Origin of the sequence: Streptomyces sp. NPDC046887 (assembly GCF_040644755.1) — a bacterium.
GTDB classification, from domain to species: domain Bacteria; phylum Actinomycetota; class Actinomycetes; order Streptomycetales; family Streptomycetaceae; genus Streptomyces; species Streptomyces lichenis.
The window spans coordinates 304,506-320,920 of record NZ_JBEYXH010000003.1; the positions used below are offsets into that span (position 1 = coordinate 304,506).

General features: G+C 75.9%; 18 protein-coding genes. 4 read left to right on the forward strand and 14 right to left on the reverse strand.

All coding sequences use genetic code 11. The annotated features are described in order from the left end of the window. The first annotated feature begins 75 nt into the window (after positions 1-75). Complete coding sequence (locus ABZ945_RS06100) at positions 76-1,272, forward strand: acyl-CoA dehydrogenase family protein (RefSeq protein ID WP_361264582.1); 1,197 nt, start codon at positions 76-78, stop codon at positions 1,270-1,272. Positions 1,273-1,276: 4 nt separating this feature from the next. Here ABZ945_RS06100 and ABZ945_RS06105 read toward each other — a convergent pair whose 3' ends face one another. Both ABZ945_RS06105 and ABZ945_RS06110 read right to left on the reverse strand, forming a co-directional pair. Then, the gene (locus ABZ945_RS06105) at positions 1,277-2,383 is read right to left on the reverse strand and encodes a sugar ABC transporter permease (protein WP_361264585.1); all 1,107 of its coding nucleotides are present in this window, start codon (positions 2,381-2,383) and stop codon (positions 1,277-1,279) included. A gap of 37 nt (positions 2,384-2,420) precedes the next feature. Next, on the reverse strand, positions 2,421-3,776 hold the full coding sequence (locus ABZ945_RS06110) for an MFS transporter (RefSeq protein WP_361264588.1): 1,356 nt from the start codon (positions 3,774-3,776) through the stop codon (positions 2,421-2,423). Between the two features lie 212 nt (positions 3,777-3,988). On the opposite strand from ABZ945_RS06110, the gene ABZ945_RS06115 reads away from it, so the two are divergent. The 3 genes from ABZ945_RS06115 to ABZ945_RS06125 all read left to right on the forward strand — a co-directional run bounded on the left by ABZ945_RS06115 (position 3,989) and on the right by ABZ945_RS06125 (position 6,990). Further along, complete coding sequence (locus tag ABZ945_RS06115) at positions 3,989-4,759, forward strand: hypothetical protein (RefSeq protein ID WP_361264591.1); 771 nt, start codon at positions 3,989-3,991, stop codon at positions 4,757-4,759. A 163-nt stretch (positions 4,760-4,922) separates the two neighbouring features. Continuing rightward, entirely contained in the window at positions 4,923-5,570 is a 648-nt protein-coding gene (locus ABZ945_RS06120; RefSeq protein WP_361264594.1) for a sigma-70 family RNA polymerase sigma factor, read from the forward strand. Positions 5,571-5,916: 346 nt separating this feature from the next. Beyond that, entirely contained in the window at positions 5,917-6,990 is a 1,074-nt protein-coding gene (locus ABZ945_RS06125; RefSeq protein WP_361264597.1) for a 2-oxoglutarate and iron-dependent oxygenase domain-containing protein, read from the forward strand. A gap of 3 nt (positions 6,991-6,993) precedes the next feature. On the opposite strand, the gene ABZ945_RS06130 is transcribed toward ABZ945_RS06125, so the two are convergent. The 12 genes from ABZ945_RS06130 to ABZ945_RS06185 all read right to left on the reverse strand — a co-directional run bounded on the left by ABZ945_RS06130 (position 6,994) and on the right by ABZ945_RS06185 (position 16,278). Continuing rightward, positions 6,994-7,182 (reverse strand): hypothetical protein, encoded by a 189-nt coding sequence (locus tag ABZ945_RS06130; protein WP_361264600.1) that lies wholly within the window; start codon positions 7,180-7,182, stop codon positions 6,994-6,996. Between the two features lie 61 nt (positions 7,183-7,243). After that, on the reverse strand, positions 7,244-8,059 hold the full coding sequence (locus tag ABZ945_RS06135; protein WP_361264603.1) for a glycosyltransferase: 816 nt from the start codon (positions 8,057-8,059) through the stop codon (positions 7,244-7,246). Further along, a complete protein-coding gene (locus ABZ945_RS06140; RefSeq protein WP_361264606.1) occupies positions 8,056-8,685 on the reverse strand; it encodes an SAM-dependent methyltransferase in 630 nt (209 codons plus the stop codon). The genes ABZ945_RS06135 and ABZ945_RS06140 overlap by 4 nt, the downstream gene beginning before the upstream one ends. Continuing rightward, positions 8,682-9,449, reverse strand: a complete 768-nt coding sequence (locus tag ABZ945_RS06145) for a PIG-L family deacetylase (RefSeq protein ID WP_361264692.1) — start codon at positions 9,447-9,449, stop codon at positions 8,682-8,684. The genes ABZ945_RS06140 and ABZ945_RS06145 overlap by 4 nt, the downstream gene beginning before the upstream one ends. Positions 9,450-9,457: 8 nt before the next feature. Continuing rightward, a complete protein-coding gene (locus tag ABZ945_RS06150; RefSeq protein ID WP_361264609.1) occupies positions 9,458-10,801 on the reverse strand; it encodes an acyl-CoA dehydrogenase in 1,344 nt (447 codons plus the stop codon). Positions 10,802-11,442: 641 nt separating this feature from the next. Then, a complete protein-coding gene (locus ABZ945_RS06155) occupies positions 11,443-11,781 on the reverse strand; it encodes a MerR family transcriptional regulator (protein ID WP_361264613.1) in 339 nt (112 codons plus the stop codon). A gap of 206 nt (positions 11,782-11,987) precedes the next feature. Further along, positions 11,988-12,299 (reverse strand): SCO5918 family protein, encoded by a 312-nt coding sequence (locus tag ABZ945_RS06160; RefSeq protein WP_361264616.1) that lies wholly within the window; start codon positions 12,297-12,299, stop codon positions 11,988-11,990. An 87-nt stretch (positions 12,300-12,386) separates the two neighbouring features. Next, a complete protein-coding gene (locus ABZ945_RS06165) occupies positions 12,387-14,168 on the reverse strand; it encodes a DEAD/DEAH box helicase (RefSeq protein WP_361264619.1) in 1,782 nt (593 codons plus the stop codon). Positions 14,169-14,471: 303 nt separating this feature from the next. Beyond that, entirely contained in the window at positions 14,472-14,675 is a 204-nt protein-coding gene (locus tag ABZ945_RS06170) for a cold-shock protein (RefSeq protein ID WP_361264622.1), read from the reverse strand. Between the two features lie 314 nt (positions 14,676-14,989). Next, on the reverse strand, positions 14,990-15,490 hold the full coding sequence (locus tag ABZ945_RS06175; protein ID WP_361264626.1) for a nucleoside deaminase: 501 nt from the start codon (positions 15,488-15,490) through the stop codon (positions 14,990-14,992). Beyond that, the gene (locus tag ABZ945_RS06180; protein WP_361264630.1) at positions 15,487-15,846 is read right to left on the reverse strand and encodes a hypothetical protein; all 360 of its coding nucleotides are present in this window, start codon (positions 15,844-15,846) and stop codon (positions 15,487-15,489) included. Before ABZ945_RS06180 ends, ABZ945_RS06175 begins: the two co-directional genes overlap by 4 nt. 75 nt (positions 15,847-15,921) lie before the next feature. After that, a complete protein-coding gene (locus tag ABZ945_RS06185) occupies positions 15,922-16,278 on the reverse strand; it encodes a hypothetical protein (RefSeq protein ID WP_361264633.1) in 357 nt (118 codons plus the stop codon). Positions 16,279-16,415: the final 137 nt, after the last annotated feature.

Below are 16,415 nucleotides of genomic sequence, written 5' to 3' on the forward strand. Positions count from 1 at the left end.
GTGGCCCGACCCGTTCCACGGAAGAGACAGTCGGAGAGCCGAGGCCGGGAGTTCCCGGCAGACCGGAGAGCGCCCATGGGCCAGTCGCCGCCCGCCGATACCGCAGCTGAGGTCGGGAAACTGCGGTCGCGCGTCCAGGAGTTCGTCCGGGATCGGGTCATCCCCAGTGAGCCGGTGCTGGACGCCGGGGGCCCGGCCGCCCGGGAGGCGCTGATCGCGCTACGGCGGCAGGCGCGGGACGCCGGGCTCTGGGCCCTGCCCCTCCCCGCCGAACTGGGCGGCGGCGGGCTGGACCTGCGCCGGTACGCCGCCGTCGCCGAGGCGGAGGGCGCCAGCGACCACGGCCCGGCCGCGCTCGGCTCGGCCACCCTGCTGGACGCCGGGATGCTGGCCCGGCACGCCACCGCCGCCGTACGCGACCGCTGGTTGCGGCCCCTGGTCGCCGGTGAGTTGTCCGCCTCGTACGCGATGACCGAGCCGGACGTCCCGGGCACCGATCCCACCCGGGTGCGCACCCGCGCCGAGCCGGTGCCGGGCGGTGGCTGGAAGGTCACCGGGCGCAAGTGGTTCGCCTCCGGGGCCGCCGAGGCCGACGGGGTCACCGTGCTGGCCCGCACCGGCGGCGCCGACGGCGACCGCGAGGGGCTGACCCTGCTGCTGGTGCCCACCGACGCACCCGGGTTCCGCTTCGTCCGCGAACTGCCGGTGCTGGGCGCGGCCGGGCAAGGGGAGCTGGCCTTCGACGCCGTCCACGTACCGGCCGACCATGTCCTGGGCACCCCCGGCCAGGGACTGGCGGTCGCCGCCGAGCGCCTCCAACTCGGCCGCACCCTGCGCGCCCTGCGCTGGCTGGGGCAGGCCCAACGCGCCTTCGACCTGATGTGCGCCCGGGCCGCCGGGGGCGGTGAGCGGGGCCGGGCCGCGCTGGGCGGCCACCAGCTCGTCCAGCAGCATGTCTTCGAGTCCCTGCTCGCGCTGCGCACCACCCGGCCGCTGGTCCATGAGGCCGTCGCCCTGCTCGACCGGGGCGAGGACGCCCGTACCGAGGTCGGGCTGGCGAAGGTCGCCGCCGCCCGGACCCTCCAGCGGGTGGTGGACGCGGCGGTGCAGGTGTACGGCGCCGAGGGGCTCGGCCCGGACACCGCCCTGCCCGCGCTCCAGCGCACCGGCCGGGCCGCCCGTGTCCTGGACGGCCCGGACGAGCTGCACATCACCTCGGTGGCCCGCCGGATACTGCGCGCCTACGGCCCGGGGGCGCCGGCAGGAAGCTGAACGGCTATACGGAGCTGGGATCGGCCAGTCCGGTGAGGGCGGCCAGCCCGAGGGCGAGGAAGAAGTCGCCCCACACCAGCTCATGGCGTACGGCCAGGCCCCGGTCGGCGTCATAGCAGCCGTCCAGCAGCATCCCGGCCGGCGGCCGCCCGCCGCCCTGGCGACCGTGCTCCGGCCGGGACAGATGGTGGTCCGTCAGCCGTCGGAGTACGTCGACCGCCCGCCGTTCGTATCGCGCGGCGCCCGCCAGTGGGGACCCGGGCCGCGCCCGGGCCAGCTTCAGCAGGGCTACGGCGCCGATCGCGGCGGCCGAGGTGTCCGGTGGGCCGCCGTCCCGCCCGGCGTCGGCCGGGGGGACCAGGGGCCCGGCGAGCAGCCGGTCCGCGAGCCGTCCCGCGGCCGACGCCACCCGGGCGGGGGCCTCCTCCGGGGCGGACAGGGCGTCGGCGAGGGCGAGCAGCAGCCAGGCCTCGCCCCGGCTCCATCCGGGCCGCGGTTCCTCGCACGGCTGCCAGCCGCCGGGCCGCGACCGCCAAGCCGGGCGCACCGGGTCCATGGCGTCTCCCGGCAGGCACAGCTCCAGATGGCGGTCCAGGTGGGCGGTGGCGGCCCTCGCCCCCGCCGCCCCCGCGCAGGCCAGCAGCCTTCCCGTCCCCGGCAGTCCGTCGGTGCGCGCGAGCAGCCGGTCACCGCCCAGGGCGGCGCCCCAGGGGACCAGGCCGAGCCCGGGGTCGAAGGCGGCGAGCAGGGCGCCGCCCGCGCGCTCGCGCAACCGGGCGGCCGCCGAGGCCCGCTCGTCGAGCCCCGTCCCGTACCAGAGGATCAGCCCCCGGGTGACGGTGTCCGCCTCCACCCATCCGGCCAGCGCGTCGGTGCACCCGGCGGCCGCCCGCCGGTCGTCCGCGTCCCCGGTGGCCCGGGCTCGCAGCCAGAGCAGCCCCGCCCAGAAGCCCCCGGTCCAGGAACCGCGCCGGGTCGTCGTCCAGCCCCCGTCCACCGGGTCCGCGTACAGCGGGAAGCGGTCCCCGACCGCCTCCCGGGTGACGGCCACCCGCTCCAGCACCAGCCCCAGGGACTCCCGAACCCACCGGGCATCAGAATCGGCACTCATGGGGCTCCCCGGCCCCACTCGGCCTCCGGGCCGGCCCTCATGCGGCACCCCCCGCCGAAGGGGCCGCCCCTCCCCGCCGGTCGCGTACCGCCCAGGTCCCCGCCACCGCGGCCGCCAGCACGAACTCGGCGGCCACCAGCAGCCAGCCGCCCTGCCACCGCCCGCTCTGCGCGAGCAGGCCGAACAGCGGCGGCCCCACCGCGAACCCGGCGAAGAAGCCCGCCGCCACCAGCGCGGAGTCCTGCCCGGCCCGCCCGGCGGGCGCCCGCTGGACGACCAGCACCATGGAGACCGCGTTCCCGGAGACCGCGAAGATCCCGAAGACCAGCACCGCGACCCAGACCAGCCACGGTGCCCCGGTCGAGGCGAGCAGCAGCAGCGCGGCGCCGACCGAGCCCGCGGCCAGCAGCGCGGGCAGCCACTCCGCCCGGCCCGGGCGGGCCGCCTTCGACCAGCCGACCCGGCCCGCGATCCCGGTGACACCGAGGACGGCGATCAGCGCGGCGGCGGCCGTCGGCCCCAGTCCGAGGCGCCGGTCGCCGAAGAGCGACACATAGGTGTTCACCGAGGCGATCCCCGCCCCCAGGAAGAGCGAGAACCCCGCCAGCCAGGCCACATGCCCGCGCGGGACCAGCACCACCCGCCCCCGGGGAGCGGCCGGCGGGTCCGGTGGGAGCAGCCGGGCCGCCCAGAGCGCGGTGCCCAGGGCCAGCACGGAGGCGGTCCACAGCGCCGCCCGCCAGCCCGCCGCGGCGGTCAGGCCCGCCAGTGGGAGGCCCGCGGCGAACGCGCCCAGCTGGACGCCGGACATCTTCCAGCCGGTCACCCCGGGCCGGGCGGCGGGCGGCACCGCGGCGACGATCGCCTTGTTGGTCGCCGGGTTGGCCAGCGCCTGCGGTACGCCGCCCAGGGCCACGGCGGCGAGCAGCAGCCCCGCCGAGGGGGCGAGGGCGATCAGGCCCAGCGCGAGGGAGGCCACCAGGGCCAGCGCCACCAGGGTGCGGCGGGGGCCCAGCCGGTCCACCGTCCGCCCGCCGAGCGGTGACAGCAGGGCGGCCGTGCCGAAACCGAAGGTCGTGGTCAGCCCGAGCAGCACCGGTGAGACGCCCAGGTCCGCCGTGAGCCGCGGCCCGAGGGCGCCGAGCAGGAACAACTGGAGCATGGACAGGGCCATCGCCGCGGTGAGCATCGCGGTCAGCGCGGTGTGCCCGCCGCCCGCCGAAGCCGCGTCCCCATCCGCTCCGGCACCCGCCCCGCTCGTCGTCCCGCCCGCCGAAGCCCCGTCCCGGCCCGCTCCGGCACCCGCCCCGCTCGTCGTCCGGCCCGCCGAAGCCGCGTCCCCATCCGCTCCGGCACCCGCCTCGGCCTTGCTCCCGTCCGTCCGCCGCGCCATGCCCGCCCTCCTCGCCCTCACGGTCGCGGACGACCGGCCCGCCCCCAGTGGTCGTACCAGCCAACCACGCGGTTCCCGGGCAGAGTTGTGGTGTACGCCACAGCTGACGAAGTGACGGTTCGGGGCGCCGATTTCCGTACCAGCCCCTGTCGGAGGCGCCGATCAGTGCAAGGATGAGCCCCGCCATGACTCCAGGCCGATGTAGCCGAGCAGTGAGGGCCGCGACCTTCGCGGCCACCTGTGTGCTGCTCGCCGCGGTCGGCCATATCCATATGTCCGGCTCGCCGGTCGCGTGGCCCGGACTGGCCGCCGCCTTCGCGGTGTTGGGGGCGCTGGCATACGGCTGCACCGGCCGTGAGCGCCCGACCGGTGTGGTGACGGCGGCGACGGTGGCCGCCCAGGCGGGACTGCACTCCGCCTTCACCCTCACCCAGGCGGTGACCACGGCCCGGCCCGCCGGGGCCTCCCTGCTCGACCACTGGACCGGCCACCTCCTCTGCCGCCCGCCCGCGCCTCCGGCCGTACCGGCGCATACATCGGCGCACCTCGGCCACCACGGCGGCGCGCTCACCGGGCACCCGGCCCACCAACTGACCTCCTCCGCCGCCTCTACCTCCCCCGACCCGATGTCCGCGGCGCTGCCCACCGCCCACGACATGGCCGCCGACTCCGCCGCCACGGTCGCGGGGGCGGGCCATGACATGGCCGCCATGTCACCGCTCGGCATGCTCTCCGCGCATCTGCTCGCCGCGCTGCTCTGCGGCCTCTGGCTGGCCTACGGCGAACGCGTCGCCTTCCGCGCCGTGCACGCCGTCGCGGGCCTGCTCTCGGCGCCGCTCCGGGTGGTCTTCCACCTCGTACCGCTGCCCGCCACCCCCTCACCGCGCCCGCGCCGCCGACGTACCACCACCCGGCTGCGCCGGCTGCTGCTCGCCGCCTCCCGGGAGACCCGGGGACCACCGCTCGGAACCGCTGTCAGCTGACAGCCGGCACCCCGACGCGCGCGCCTTCCCGCCGCGCCTCGGGCATCGGCCATGCCGTCCGGCAGGCCGTACCGCATCCCGGTCGCGCACCGCGCGCCGGTTCCGACACCCCGAAGGACACGTCGCGATGACCGCTGCCCTCCTGTCACCCCTTTCGTCCTCTATGTCCGCCCGTCCCGCACCCTCCCGGGGCCGCCCCCGCCCGCTCGCCCTCCCCGACGAGGAGGTCACCCGGATCGCCCTGGCGGCCCGGCAGGGCGACCCGGAGGCGGTGGAGTCCCTGGTCCGGCTGCTGCACCGCGATGTCTGGCGCTATGTGGCCTATCTGAGCGCCGATCCGCAGACCGCCGACGACCTCACCCAGGAGACCTTCCTACGGGCACTCGGCAGCCTGCACCGCTTCGAGGGCCGCTCCTCGGCGCGCACCTGGCTGCTGTCCATCGCCCGGCGCACCGTGGTGGACAGCTTCCGCCATGCCGCCGCCCGGCCCCGGCTCTGCGACCGGGACGACTGGCAGCACCAGGCCGAACGGCGCCAGCCCCGTACCCCCGGCTTCGAGGACGGCATCGCCCTGGCGGAGCTGCTGGCCGCCGTCCCGGCCGAACGCCGCGAGGCCTTCGTGCTGACCCAGCTGCTCGGCCTGCCCTACGCGGAGGCCGCCGCCGCGCTCGGCTGCCCGATCGGCACGGTGCGGTCCCGGGTGGCCCGGGCCCGGGCCGGGCTGATGGACCTGCTGCGCGACCAGCCCGAACCGATCCGTACGGACCACTGCCCCAGCGCCACAGCCGCCGCCGCGGCCAACGGCGACTAGATCGCCCCCCGGGGCGGCGGCCCGCAGCCGGAGTCCGCCGCCCCCCCCAGCCAGCGGGATCCCCGCCCCTGCGGATCGAGGGTGTGTGACCCAGGTCACCTGGGAGAGTGAGGGTGCGCGGTACTATGGGCCCATGATCCTGCTCGTACGCCGTCGCCACGTGGACTTCGTCCGCGTCACGAGCACGAGCTGTCGCCGCTCCGCCTGACCGGTTGGTCCGCGCGGCCCTGCCCGCCCCCACCGCCGGCCGCGCCGCGCCCCTCTCCCCACCGCCGTCCCGGCGACACCCGGGCCTCCGCCACACCCACCGGCGACCCCGGGCCCTGCTCACCCAGCGGATGCCACCATGTCGTACACCACCCCGTCGTACCCGCCGTCGCACCCCGACCACCGCCGGCTGCCCGTCATCGACCTCGCCGCGGCCGATCGCGGCCCGGTCGAGCGCGCCGCCCTGCACGACCGGCTGCACGCGGCCGCCCATGAGGTCGGCTTCTTCCAGCTCGTCGGCCATGGCGTCACCGAGGCCGAGACCGCCGCCCTGGTAAGCGCCATGCGCGCGTTCTTCGCCCTGCCCGAGGCCGACCGCCTCGCCCTCGACAATGTGAACTCGCCGCACTTCCGCGGCTACACCCGGGTCGGCGACGAGCGCACCGGTGGCAGCCGCGACTGGCGCGACCAGCTCGACATCGGCGCCGAACGCCCCGCCCGCGCGCCCGCGCCCGGCGAGGAGCCCTACTGGTGGCTCCAGGGCCCCAACCAGTGGCCGGCCGCCCTGCCCGCGCTGCGCACCGCCGCGCTCGGCTGGATCGACCGGCTCTCCGCCGTCGCCGACCGGCTGCTCCGCGAACTCCTCACCGCCATCGGCGCCGACCCCGCCTTCTACGACGAGGCCTTCCGCGACGGCGCCCACCCGCACCTCAAGCTCGTCCGCTACCCCGGCAGCGCCGGCGACGGCAGCGCCCAGGGCGTCGGCGCCCACAAGGACTACGGCTTTCTCACCCTGCTGCTCCAGGACACCGTCGGCGGCCTCCAAGTGGAGCGCGAGGACGGCCGCTTCCACGACGTCCCGCCGATGCCGGGCGCCTTCGTCGTCAACCTCGGCGAGCTGCTCGAAGTCGCCACCGACGGCTACCTCAAGGCCACCCACCACCGGGTCGTCAGCCCGCCCGGCGCCCGTGAGCGCTTCTCGGTGCCCTACTTCCACAACCCGCGCCTGGACGCCCGGATCGCCCCGCTCGACTTCCCCCACGCGCATGTCGCCCCGGGCGTCACCGCCGACCCGGCCAACCCGCTCTTCGCCGAGTACGGCCGCAACGAGCTCAAGGGCAAACTCCGCGCCCACCCCCTGGTGGCCGCCCGCCACCACGCCGACCTCGTCCTCCGCGAGGCCCCCGCTCCCGCGGTCGCCGTCCCCTCCTAGCCCTCACCCATGGGGTACGTCATGGGTGGCGGCCGGGCGCACCGGGGCGGTCCCGCCCGGGGCCGGCTGCCCCTCCGGGCCGGTCGCCGCGCCCACCGCGTACGCCCCCGCGAAGACCGCCACCAGCATCAGCACGAACCCCGCCACCTGCGACCCGACCGACACCCGCTCCCCCTGGCTCTGCTGACCCACCGTCCGTCCTCCTCCGTGCCCGGCGCCCGGGGCCGCCCCTCCGGCTCCCCGTGGCAGTCCATCAGTCGGCCGCCGCCAGCGCCAGGTTCCCGTCCGGGCCCGGTTCGACCGGCGGACGGGCGCCCACCTCCCGTTCCATCGCGGCATCCCGCCCCGTCACGGCATCCCGCCCCGTCACGGCATCCCGCCCCATCGCGGCCAGATAATCCCCGAAGCCGCCCTCGGCCCGGGCCCGCAGCCGGGGCGAGGTGAGCACCGGGCAGCGCGCGGTACGGAGCACCCGGTGGCCGCGCCGCTCCAGGGCCTCCACCAGGGCCCGGTCCTCACCGGTGGCGAGCGGCGGGAAGCCGCCCACGTCCCGGTAGGCGTCCGCGCTGACGCCCAGGTTGGCGCCGTGGACATGCGGATGGTGCCAGTCGGCGGTGCCGGGCGGCCGGGCCGCCTCGTACCGGGTGCGGTGGGGCAGCTCCAGCGGGGAGGCGGCCGGCAGCGTGACGGTGCCGACGACCGCCTGCCAGCCCTCGCGCGCCCGGGCCAGCTGGTACGCCAACCACCCCGGCGGCACGGTGCTGTCCGCGTCCGTGGTGGCGACCCACACCGCCCCGCCGTCCGCCCCGCTCCGGTCGAGTGCGTGCCGGACGCCGAGGTGCCGGGCCAGGCCCGGGTTGCGGCAGTCGGTGGTGACCACCAGGGCCCCGGCCCGCCGGGCGGCCGCCGCCGTACCGTCCCGGCAGGAGTCGGCCACCACCACGGTCACCACCCGGACCCCGGCCAGCGCGGGGTGGCGGGCCGCGGTGGCCAGGGCATGCAGGGCGGCGGGCAGCAGCACCTCCTCGTCATGGGCCGGGACCACCACCGCCATGACGCGCGGTCTCACACCAGGCCCTCTCGGGCCGCGACCGAGGCGGGCCGACGGCCGTCCGGGCCGATCCGCTGATGCACCTGGAGGACGAAGTCGTCCTCGCGGTGGTCGGCCAGCAGGGCGAGCCCGGGCAGCGCGGCGAGCCGGCGGGCGATACCGGTCCCGGTGTCCAGATGCTCCGGGACCGGGTGGTTCCAGTGCACGGTGACCAGGGTGCCGTCGGGCTCCAGCGCGGCCAGCGCCCGGTCCAGCAGCCGGTCGAGCGTGCCCGCGTCCAGGTAGTACAGGAGCTCCGAGAGCACGATCAGATCGAACGGGCCGTCCGGCCACTGCTCGGGCAGCAGCAGCCGCCGCACCTCCACCCCCGGGAGGTCCTCGGTGCGGCGGCGGGCCGTCTGCACCGCCGACTCCACCCGGTCGCAGGCGAGTACGGTGTCGCAGCGGCCGGCCAGCCGCCGGGTGAGCTCACCGACCGAGCAGCCCGGCTCGAAGGCCCGCCGGTAGCGGGGCAGCGGCAGGGCGGCGACGGTCAGGTCGTACTTGCGCCGCTCGTAGAAGCGCTCCGCCAGCCGCCAGGGATCCGGCGCACCGCGGTACATCCCGTCGAAGTACGCCTCAGGGGTACGGGGACGGCGGCTCATCCGAACACCACCTCCCACTCCCGCAGATGGTGGGCCAGCTCCTGCGGCGGCAGCACCGCGGCGTCCTCCGGGCCGGGGCCCAGGGGGTGGATCTGGCTGGCGAAGCGGTCCACCGCGGCCCGTTTGCGCGCCACCGCGTACGGCGGCAGGTCGACCCGGGCGGCCCGCTCCCAGGGCACCCGAGGGTCGTCGGGCCGGGCCCAGTGCCACAGCCACACCGGATAGAGCCGGCACGGCACCGCCGCCGCCCGCGCGGCCGCCAGCGCCGCCCGCCCGGCCGCCTCGTGGTCGCCGTGCACATCCCCGGTCCACGGCGCCAGGCAGAGCGCGGCGCCCGCCAGCGGCTGCGCCAACGCGGCGGCCAGCCGGTCCTCCTGGGCCGCCACCCCGGTGTCGGGCAGCCCCAGCCGTACGATCTCGGCGCCGCCCGCGCCCAGTTCGGCCAGAGCGTCACGCAACTCCCGCGCCCGCACCGCGGCCAGCCGCTCGGGGGAGTAGCGGGTGCTACCGGGGTGGGACCCCTCCCCGTCGGTGACCGAGACCACGGTCAGCTCCACCCTCGCCGCGGCGAGCAGCGCCAGCGTGCCGCCGACGCCCAGTACCTCGTCGTCCGGGTGCGCGGCCACCACCACGACCCGGCCCGCCTCCGGCAGGGCGTACCGCTCCATCCGGCCCCAGCCCTCCCAGCCCCGCCACTCGGCCTCGTCGGTACCGGGCGCCTGGATCGGATCGGCGTACCCGGCACCGCCGTTCCCCTGGCCCATGCCCCCGTTCACCGCTCCCCTCCACCCCGCGCCACGGTCCCGCCCAGCGCCGCCAGGTCCCGTTCGGCGTGGTGCTGGCGCAGATAGACGGCGAGGTCGGCGGCGGCCTGGGCGTGCCGCCGGTCGTGGCAGAGCGGCCCCGCGCCGGTCGCCCGCCCCACCCGGTCCAGCACCTCAGCGCACACCTCGGCCACCAGGGCGCGGACCCGCATCGCCCGCAGCGCGGCGGTGTCCGTCCGGTCCAGCGGATCGGCGTCGATCTCCTCCGCCGCCCGGCGCAGCACCGTGCCGGCCGCGTACAGCCGCATGTCCACCGCCCCGGCCTGCGCGTCGAGGAACGGGTCCTCGCGGCGCCCGGCCGCCTCGAACAGCACCCGTGCCACCGCCTGCGCCCCGCCGTACCAGCAGGCGGCCACGCCCACGCCGCCGTGGTGGAAGCCGGGGCGGCGCAGATACGCCTCCACCTCCCCGACCGGGGTGGCGGGCACCGAGGTGAAGTGGACGTCCGGGCTGTCGCTGCCCGCCATCCCGACCGCCTGCCAGGTCCCGCCCACCGGCCGGCAACCGGGCCCGTCGACCGGCTCGGCCTCCCCTGTCCCGGAGGCCGCCGTCCCCGCCACCCCCACCCGTACCGCGAACAACCGCCGTCCGTCCTCCGCGACCGCGGTGACCAGGGCGTGGGTGCAGCTGTGCGCGCCCGAGCAGTACCGCTTGAGCCCGTCCAGGACCCAACCGCCGTCCGCGGTACGGGTGGCGGTCAGCCCCGAGCCCGGCGGCTCGGCGGCCCAGACGCCCCAGTACTGCCCCAGCCGGACCGGCGCCCCGCCCAGCTCGGCGAGGATCGCCACGGCGTCGAGATGGCCCTCCACCAGCCGGGCGACGCCCAGGTCGGCCCGGGCCACCGCGCTCAGCTCCTCGAACCGGGTGGCGGTGCCCCCACTGCCCGGCAACGGGCACTCGGCCGCCCCGATCGCCAGCGCGTCCACATAACGCGCGAACTCGCCCCCCGTCGCCCGCACCGCCGCCTCCCCCGCCGACCCCGGCGCCACCGCGTTGCCCGCCCCCGCCGCGTCGGTGCCGCCGCCGCCCGTACCCGTACCGCTCGTACCGCTCGTACCAGCCACAGCGCCCGCGCCGCCGCCCGTCTCCGTACCGGCCGCACCGGCCGCACCGGCCACGGCGCCCGCGCCGACCTGGCCCGTCCCACCGCCCGGAGGGGCCCCACCGCCCTCGCGGTTTCCGCCGCCCGTACCGCCTCTCCCCGCCCTGCCGTCCGTACCGGCTCCGGTGTCCGCCGCCGCCGTACCGACCGTCTCCGCCGCGCCCTCCGGCGTAGGGGTCGCCTCCCTCATCCGCACCGCTCCTCTTCCTCCCGGATCCGAGCCCGCTCGATCCCACGCTCCACGCTCCACGCGCCCGCACTACCGCGGAGCTCCACCGCATCGACGGCGGCCGTCCGGTGCTACGGAGTGCCCCGCCGCGGCCTGCGGAAACGCACGTGTCAGTGGCCGGAGCGGCGGAGACTGGCGGAGGGCGGTACGCCATGGGCCCGGCGGTAGGCGGCGGCGAAGCGGCCCCGATGGGCGAAGCCCCACCTCATCGCCATCGCGGAGACGCTGGTGGCCCGCGGATCGACCGCCACAGCAGGGCGGGATCGAACATGGCGACGGTGTAGCGGGCGGCGCGCACCGCACCCGTGTAGGGCCGGTCGGGCTGGGTGAGCAGGCCATCGTGTAGTCGAGGGTCAGCCGGTCGACGCTGATCCGCTCGGTGGCGGTGCGCTCGACCCGCGTACGGGTGCCCTGCGGGCGGCCGCCGATCCGCATCGGCGCGTACGCCCGCGACATGAACTCCTCCGTCGCCTCCAGGCTGGTGCTGTCAAAACGAAGAGGGTCCACGCCGCCGCCTCCGCTGCCGCCCCGCGCTTCTGCCCGGTGCCCCCGTCGTCACGCCCTCCGGATCCTCGGACGGGCCCGCCGGGTGACCGGGAACCTCAGCCGCGGTCCTCGGGCTGTTCGGCCGCGGCGCGGCGGAACTCGGCGTTGACGCGCTGGGCCTCCTCCAACTGGTCCTCCAGGATGACGATGCGGCAGGCCGCCTCGACGGACATGCCCTGGTCGACGAGCCCGCGGGCCCGCGCGGCGATGCGCAGCTGGTAGCGCGAGTAGCGGCGGTGCCCGCCCTCCGAACGGAGCGGGGTGATCAGCCGGGCCTCGCCGATGGCGCGGAGGAAGGCGGGAGTGGTGCCGAGCATCTCGGCGGCCCGCCCCATGCTGTACGCGGGGTAGTCATCGTCGTCGAGACGATCGTTGAGCGGGGAGTCTGCCGTCATTCCCACCTCCTTGTCGTCGTGCGGGAGGCGCCCCGGCAGCCTCACGGCGGCAGGGCCCGTAAGAAATTCAACACCATCCGCCGCCCGTACTCCGGTGCCGAGCCCCGCCCGCACACGACTGAGGGGGCCGACCGGTATCCACCGGTCGACCCCCTCTCCAGGTCCTCGGGGGGAAGCCGCCTCCCCGACCCCTGGTCGTGGCCCCTTTACGCGGGCGCCGAGCCCCCCAGCAGTTCCGAGGCCTCCTCGACCGCGGTCAGCCCCGGCGCGGGGGCGGCCGGCTGGGGAGCGGCGTGGCAGGTGAAGCCGAGCCGGGTCATGGCCCGGGTGACCTCACCGGCGGTGAAGTCCCGCCGGTCCTGCCGGGTGATGACCTCCCCCACCTGCATCACGGGGAAGTGGCGGCGGCCGATGACCACCGAGGCACCGGTGATCGGCTCGGGCTTCACCCGCTTCATGGAGGCCGTCACCTCGTCCTTGGTCAGGTCGAACGGAAAGCGGGCGATGATGCAGCGCATGGTGTCTCCTGGTCTCTCCGGGGTGCGGGCCGTCGAAAGGGTGGGCGGCGGCGGAGCGGTCGGCCCCGCCCCGCCCGGTGGTACGGACTAGGCCGCGGCGTCCCGGGCGGACGGGCGTCCTCCCGTGGTGCGCCCGGTCGTACGGACGCCCCCACGCCTCCGGCCGCCCCGAACGTCCTGACCGCCGACGCTCCGACCGTCAGTCGCCCGACCGCCCCCGTCCCGGCCACCGCCGTTCCGCCCGTCAGCGCTCCGACCATCCGCGGTCCGCGCATTCACCGTCCGGCCGCCACCGTCCCGACCGTCAGCCGTCCGACCGCCCCCGTCCCGGCCACTCCCGCTCCGCCCGCTCCCACTCTGGCCGTTCGCACTCCGCCCGTTCGCGCTCGCCGTGCCGCGTCCGCGGCGCCGATTGCGGGAGCCGGAGCCGGAGCCGGGGGCGCTCGCGGCGCGTTCCACCGGAGCCGCCACGATGGTGACCGGGATGCCGGACGGGGTGCGCGCCCCGGTGATGCGGGTCAGCTCGGCCTCGCCGGAGCGGACCCGGGTGGCCACCGGGGTGATCCTGGCGTCCGCGAGCAGACGGTCCATGTCGCGCCGCTGCTCGGGGGTGATCAGGGTGACCACGCGGCCAGACTCCCCGGCGCGGGCGGTGCGGCCGCCGCGGTGGAGGTAGTCCTTGTGGTCGGCGGGCGGGTCCACGTTGACCACGAGGTCGAGGTCGTCCACATGGATGCCGCGGGCCGCGACGTTCGTCGCCACCAGCACCGTGACCCGCCGCTCCTTGAACTGGGCGAGGGTACGGGTGCGCTGGGGCTGCGACTTGCCGCCGTGCAGCCCGGCGGCCCGTACTCCGTTGGCCAGCAGGTGGCGGGTGAGCTTGTCGACGGCGCGCTTGGTGTCCAGGAACATGATGACCCCGCCCTCGCGCGCGGCGATCTCGGTGGTCACCTGCTGCTTGTCCGGGCCGTGCACATGCAGCACATGGTGCTCCATGGTGGTGACCGCGCCCGCCGAGGGGTCGGTGGAGTGCACCACCGGGTCGCTCAGGTAGCGGCGGACCAGCTGGTCGATGTTGCGGTCCAGGGTGGCCGAGAACAGCAGCCGCTGCCCGTCCGGGCGCACCTGGTCCAGCAGCTCGGTGACCTGCGGCATGAAGCCCAGGTCGGCCATCTGGTCGGCCTCGTCCAGGACGGTGATCTCCACCTGGTCCAGCCGGGCGTGGCCGCGGGCGAGCAGGTCCTTGAGCCGGCCAGGGGTCGCCACGACCACCTCGGGCCCGTCCCGCAGCGCACTGGCCTGCCGGCCGATCGACATCCCGCCGACCACCGTGGCCAGCCGCAGCCGCAGGGACCGGGCGTACGGGGTGAGGGCGTCGGTGACCTGCTGGGCCAGCTCCCGGGTGGGCACCAGCACCAGGGCGAGCGGCTGCCGGGACTCGGCCTTGCGGCCGGCCATCCGGGCCAGCAGCGCCAGCCCGAAGGCGAGGGTCTTGCCCGAACCGGTGCGTCCGCGCCCGAGCACATCGCGGCCCGCCAGCGAGTTCGGCAGGGTCGCGGCCTGGATGGGGAACGGCACGGTCACGCCCTCGGTGGTGAGCGTGTCCAGTATCTGCCGGGGCAGGTCCAGCGCGGTGAACGTCTCGACCGCGGGCAGCGCGGGGGTCTCGGTCACCGGCAGGGCGAACTCGCCGGGCGCGGTGGCGGCACGCCCGCGGCCGGCGGGACGGCTTCCACCCCGGGAGGGACGACCCGCCGCGGCGCCACGACGGCGGCCGCCGCCCTGCCCGGAACGAGAGGCGGCGGCGGTACCGGTACGAGCGGACGGACCGGACTGGCCGGACTGGCCGTTCTTGCGTGTGCGGTTCATAAGGAACCTTCCTCGAATGGGCGCGTTATCGAGGAGTGCCCGCGCGAGAAAAACGGCGCGAGGAGTCGCGAGAACGAGCCGGTAAATACGAAGGCGAATGAGCCCGGACTACGGGCTCACCAGCCGAAACCCCGAAGGTGATCGCGCCCCGTCGTCAGGGCGTCGAGTCGGCGGCGTCCCACCCCCGGACCCAGGCGCACGCCGAGCGCGGAACGCGATCCGTCCCCAGCGCCCTGGGGGCCAACGCGCCTGGGGCCCGCACGCATGGTGCGGGCCCCCAGGCGCGAACGGCGCGCCTCAGACTCAGGCGGGGACGATGTTCTCGGCGCTCGGGCCCTTCTGGCCCTGGCCGATGTCGAAGCTCACCTTCTGGCCTTCCTGCAGCTCGCGGAAGCCAGTGCTGGCGATGTTCGAGTAGTGGGCGAAGACGTCGGGGCCGCCGCCGTCCTGCTCGATGAAGCCGAAGCCCTTTTCGGAATTGAACCACTTGACAGTGCCAGTAGCCATGTTCTCTCCTCAGGAAGTGCGAAATCCGCACCGTGCGGATTTCGGCCGCCGTGATGATTTCCGTCGGAAAGTACCTCTGGCAACCACAACTGCAACGGGCACCAACGGTACCACGCCGCCCCCGCTCCGCCCGGGAATTAAGCTCCCACCGCCTCCGCGTCGACTAATTCTCCCACTCCCGGAGAAAATATCTGTCCCCGCGGGACCAGATATCTCCGCTACCGGGCCGGGCCGTGTGCGGTGTCCGGAGCGGGCCCTCCCGAGGGTCCCTGACAGCCCCCGGGAGGGTGTTCGACGGGCTTGAAGGCGGGGTCTCAGCCCCAGAAGCCGGTGTGGACCTCGCGGGCCTCGGCGAGGTCGATCGGGCCGACCACCGGGAGGTCGCGCTGGCCGGCCCGGAAGACCTCGCGGCAGGGCAGGGCCATGGTGGGGTTCTCCTCGTCGGCGCCGGTCATCGCGAGGAGCTCGTCCTCGCCGAGCGCGTAGACCACCCGGCCGATGCCGCTCCAGTAGATGGCGCCGGAGCACATCGCGCAGGGCTCCGTGCTGGTGTAGAGCGTGCAGGTGCGCAGGAAGCCGGCGTCGTACGTCGCGGTGGAGAGGCGTACCAGGTTGATCTCGGCGTGGCCGGTGGCGTCCCGCTCCGTGGTGACCGTGTTCTCGGCCTCCAGCAGCACCCTTCCGTCGGGACCGGTGAGGACCGCGCCGAAGGGGTGGTTGCCGGCGGTGCGGGAGCGGCGGGCGACCTCCACGGCGGTGCGGAGGACCTGGACGTCGGCGTCGGTCGCGGTGGTCGTGGCAAGGGCGGCGGTCATACGGGGATCTCCTGGTGTGTGTCGGTGCTGCTGCGGGTGGCGGCTTTGGCCCGGGGCCTTCGGGTGAGCGCGTAGTGGACGAGCCCGGCCGCCAGGAAGGCGACGGCCGCGGCACAGGCGCCGAGAGCGGGATGGTTCACCAGGACGGCCTGCCGGCGCGACATCCGCACCCCGGCGATCAGCCAGGCCAGGGCGCCGGAGTAGCAGTCCAGGCAACTGGAGGTGATGGTCGAGACGCCCAGGGCGAGCAGGGTGACGGTGGCGAGCGCTCCCGGCAGCACCTGGCCGACGAGGTCGGTGGGGGCGCCGATGAACGCGATGGTGCCGAGGGCGGCGCCGAGGCTCGCGATCCACACCGAGCCGAGCCAGGTGCCGGTGAAGGCGCAGAGGAACAGCCTGCGGGACGGCGTGTCGGCGGGCAGGTAGCGGGTTTAGTCCGCGGCGTACGAGGAGAAGCTCAGCGCCCGCGCCGCCTGGACGGCGGCGACCAGGGCGAACGCTCCGACGAAGCCGAGCGGACCCGCCCTGGCGGGGTCGAAGCCGGAGCCGAGGTCGCTCTCGGTGAACCCGTAGACGGAGACGCCGGCGAACAGCAGCGGCAGGACCACCGCCATCACCTTCTGCACCAGGTGGATGAAGCCGTAGCCGACGAGCGCGATCGCCACCTGGGCGAGGGTGACGAGGGCGAAGGCCGGGCCGAACCCGGTCCCGATCAGGGTCTGGACGGCGAAGGCCCCCAGGATCGAGTTGACCGCGAACCACGCGCAGGCCTTGAAGAAGACGAGCACCGCCGGGACCGCGGCACCGCGCCGGCCGAGGGGGCGTGGGTCTGCACGATGACGGGCTTTCCGGGCTCGCGCACCGGGACGACACCGGTGGTGGCGGGAGAGGCGGCGAAGGTGGTCATGGTGGGTCCTCGCTTCGA

Coding starts and splice junctions, on each gene's coding strand:
- ABZ945_RS06100 (WP_361264582.1), top strand. CDS start 76: ATGGGCCAGTCGCCGCCCGCCGATACCGCAGCTGAGGTCGGGAAACTG.
- ABZ945_RS06105 (WP_361264585.1), bottom strand. CDS start 2,383: ATGAGTGCCGATTCTGATGCCCGGTGGGTTCGGGAGTCCCTGGGGCTG.
- ABZ945_RS06110 (WP_361264588.1), bottom strand. CDS start 3,776: ATGGCGCGGCGGACGGACGGGAGCAAGGCCGAGGCGGGTGCCGGAGCG.
- ABZ945_RS06120 (WP_361264594.1), top strand. CDS start 4,923: ATGTCCGCCCGTCCCGCACCCTCCCGGGGCCGCCCCCGCCCGCTCGCC.
- ABZ945_RS06125 (WP_361264597.1), top strand. CDS start 5,917: ATGTCGTACACCACCCCGTCGTACCCGCCGTCGCACCCCGACCACCGC.
- ABZ945_RS06140 (WP_361264606.1), bottom strand. CDS start 8,685: ATGAGCCGCCGTCCCCGTACCCCTGAGGCGTACTTCGACGGGATGTAC.
- ABZ945_RS06145 (WP_361264692.1), bottom strand. CDS start 9,449: ATGGGCCAGGGGAACGGCGGTGCCGGGTACGCCGATCCGATCCAGGCG.
- ABZ945_RS06150 (WP_361264609.1), bottom strand. CDS start 10,801: ATGAGGGAGGCGACCCCTACGCCGGAGGGCGCGGCGGAGACGGTCGGT.
- ABZ945_RS06155 (WP_361264613.1), bottom strand. CDS start 11,781: ATGACGGCAGACTCCCCGCTCAACGATCGTCTCGACGACGATGACTAC.
- ABZ945_RS06160 (WP_361264616.1), bottom strand. CDS start 12,299: ATGCGCTGCATCATCGCCCGCTTTCCGTTCGACCTGACCAAGGACGAG.
- ABZ945_RS06165 (WP_361264619.1), bottom strand. CDS start 14,168: ATGAACCGCACACGCAAGAACGGCCAGTCCGGCCAGTCCGGTCCGTCC.
- ABZ945_RS06170 (WP_361264622.1), bottom strand. CDS start 14,675: ATGGCTACTGGCACTGTCAAGTGGTTCAATTCCGAAAAGGGCTTCGGC.
- ABZ945_RS06175 (WP_361264626.1), bottom strand. CDS start 15,490: ATGACCGCCGCCCTTGCCACGACCACCGCGACCGACGCCGACGTCCAG.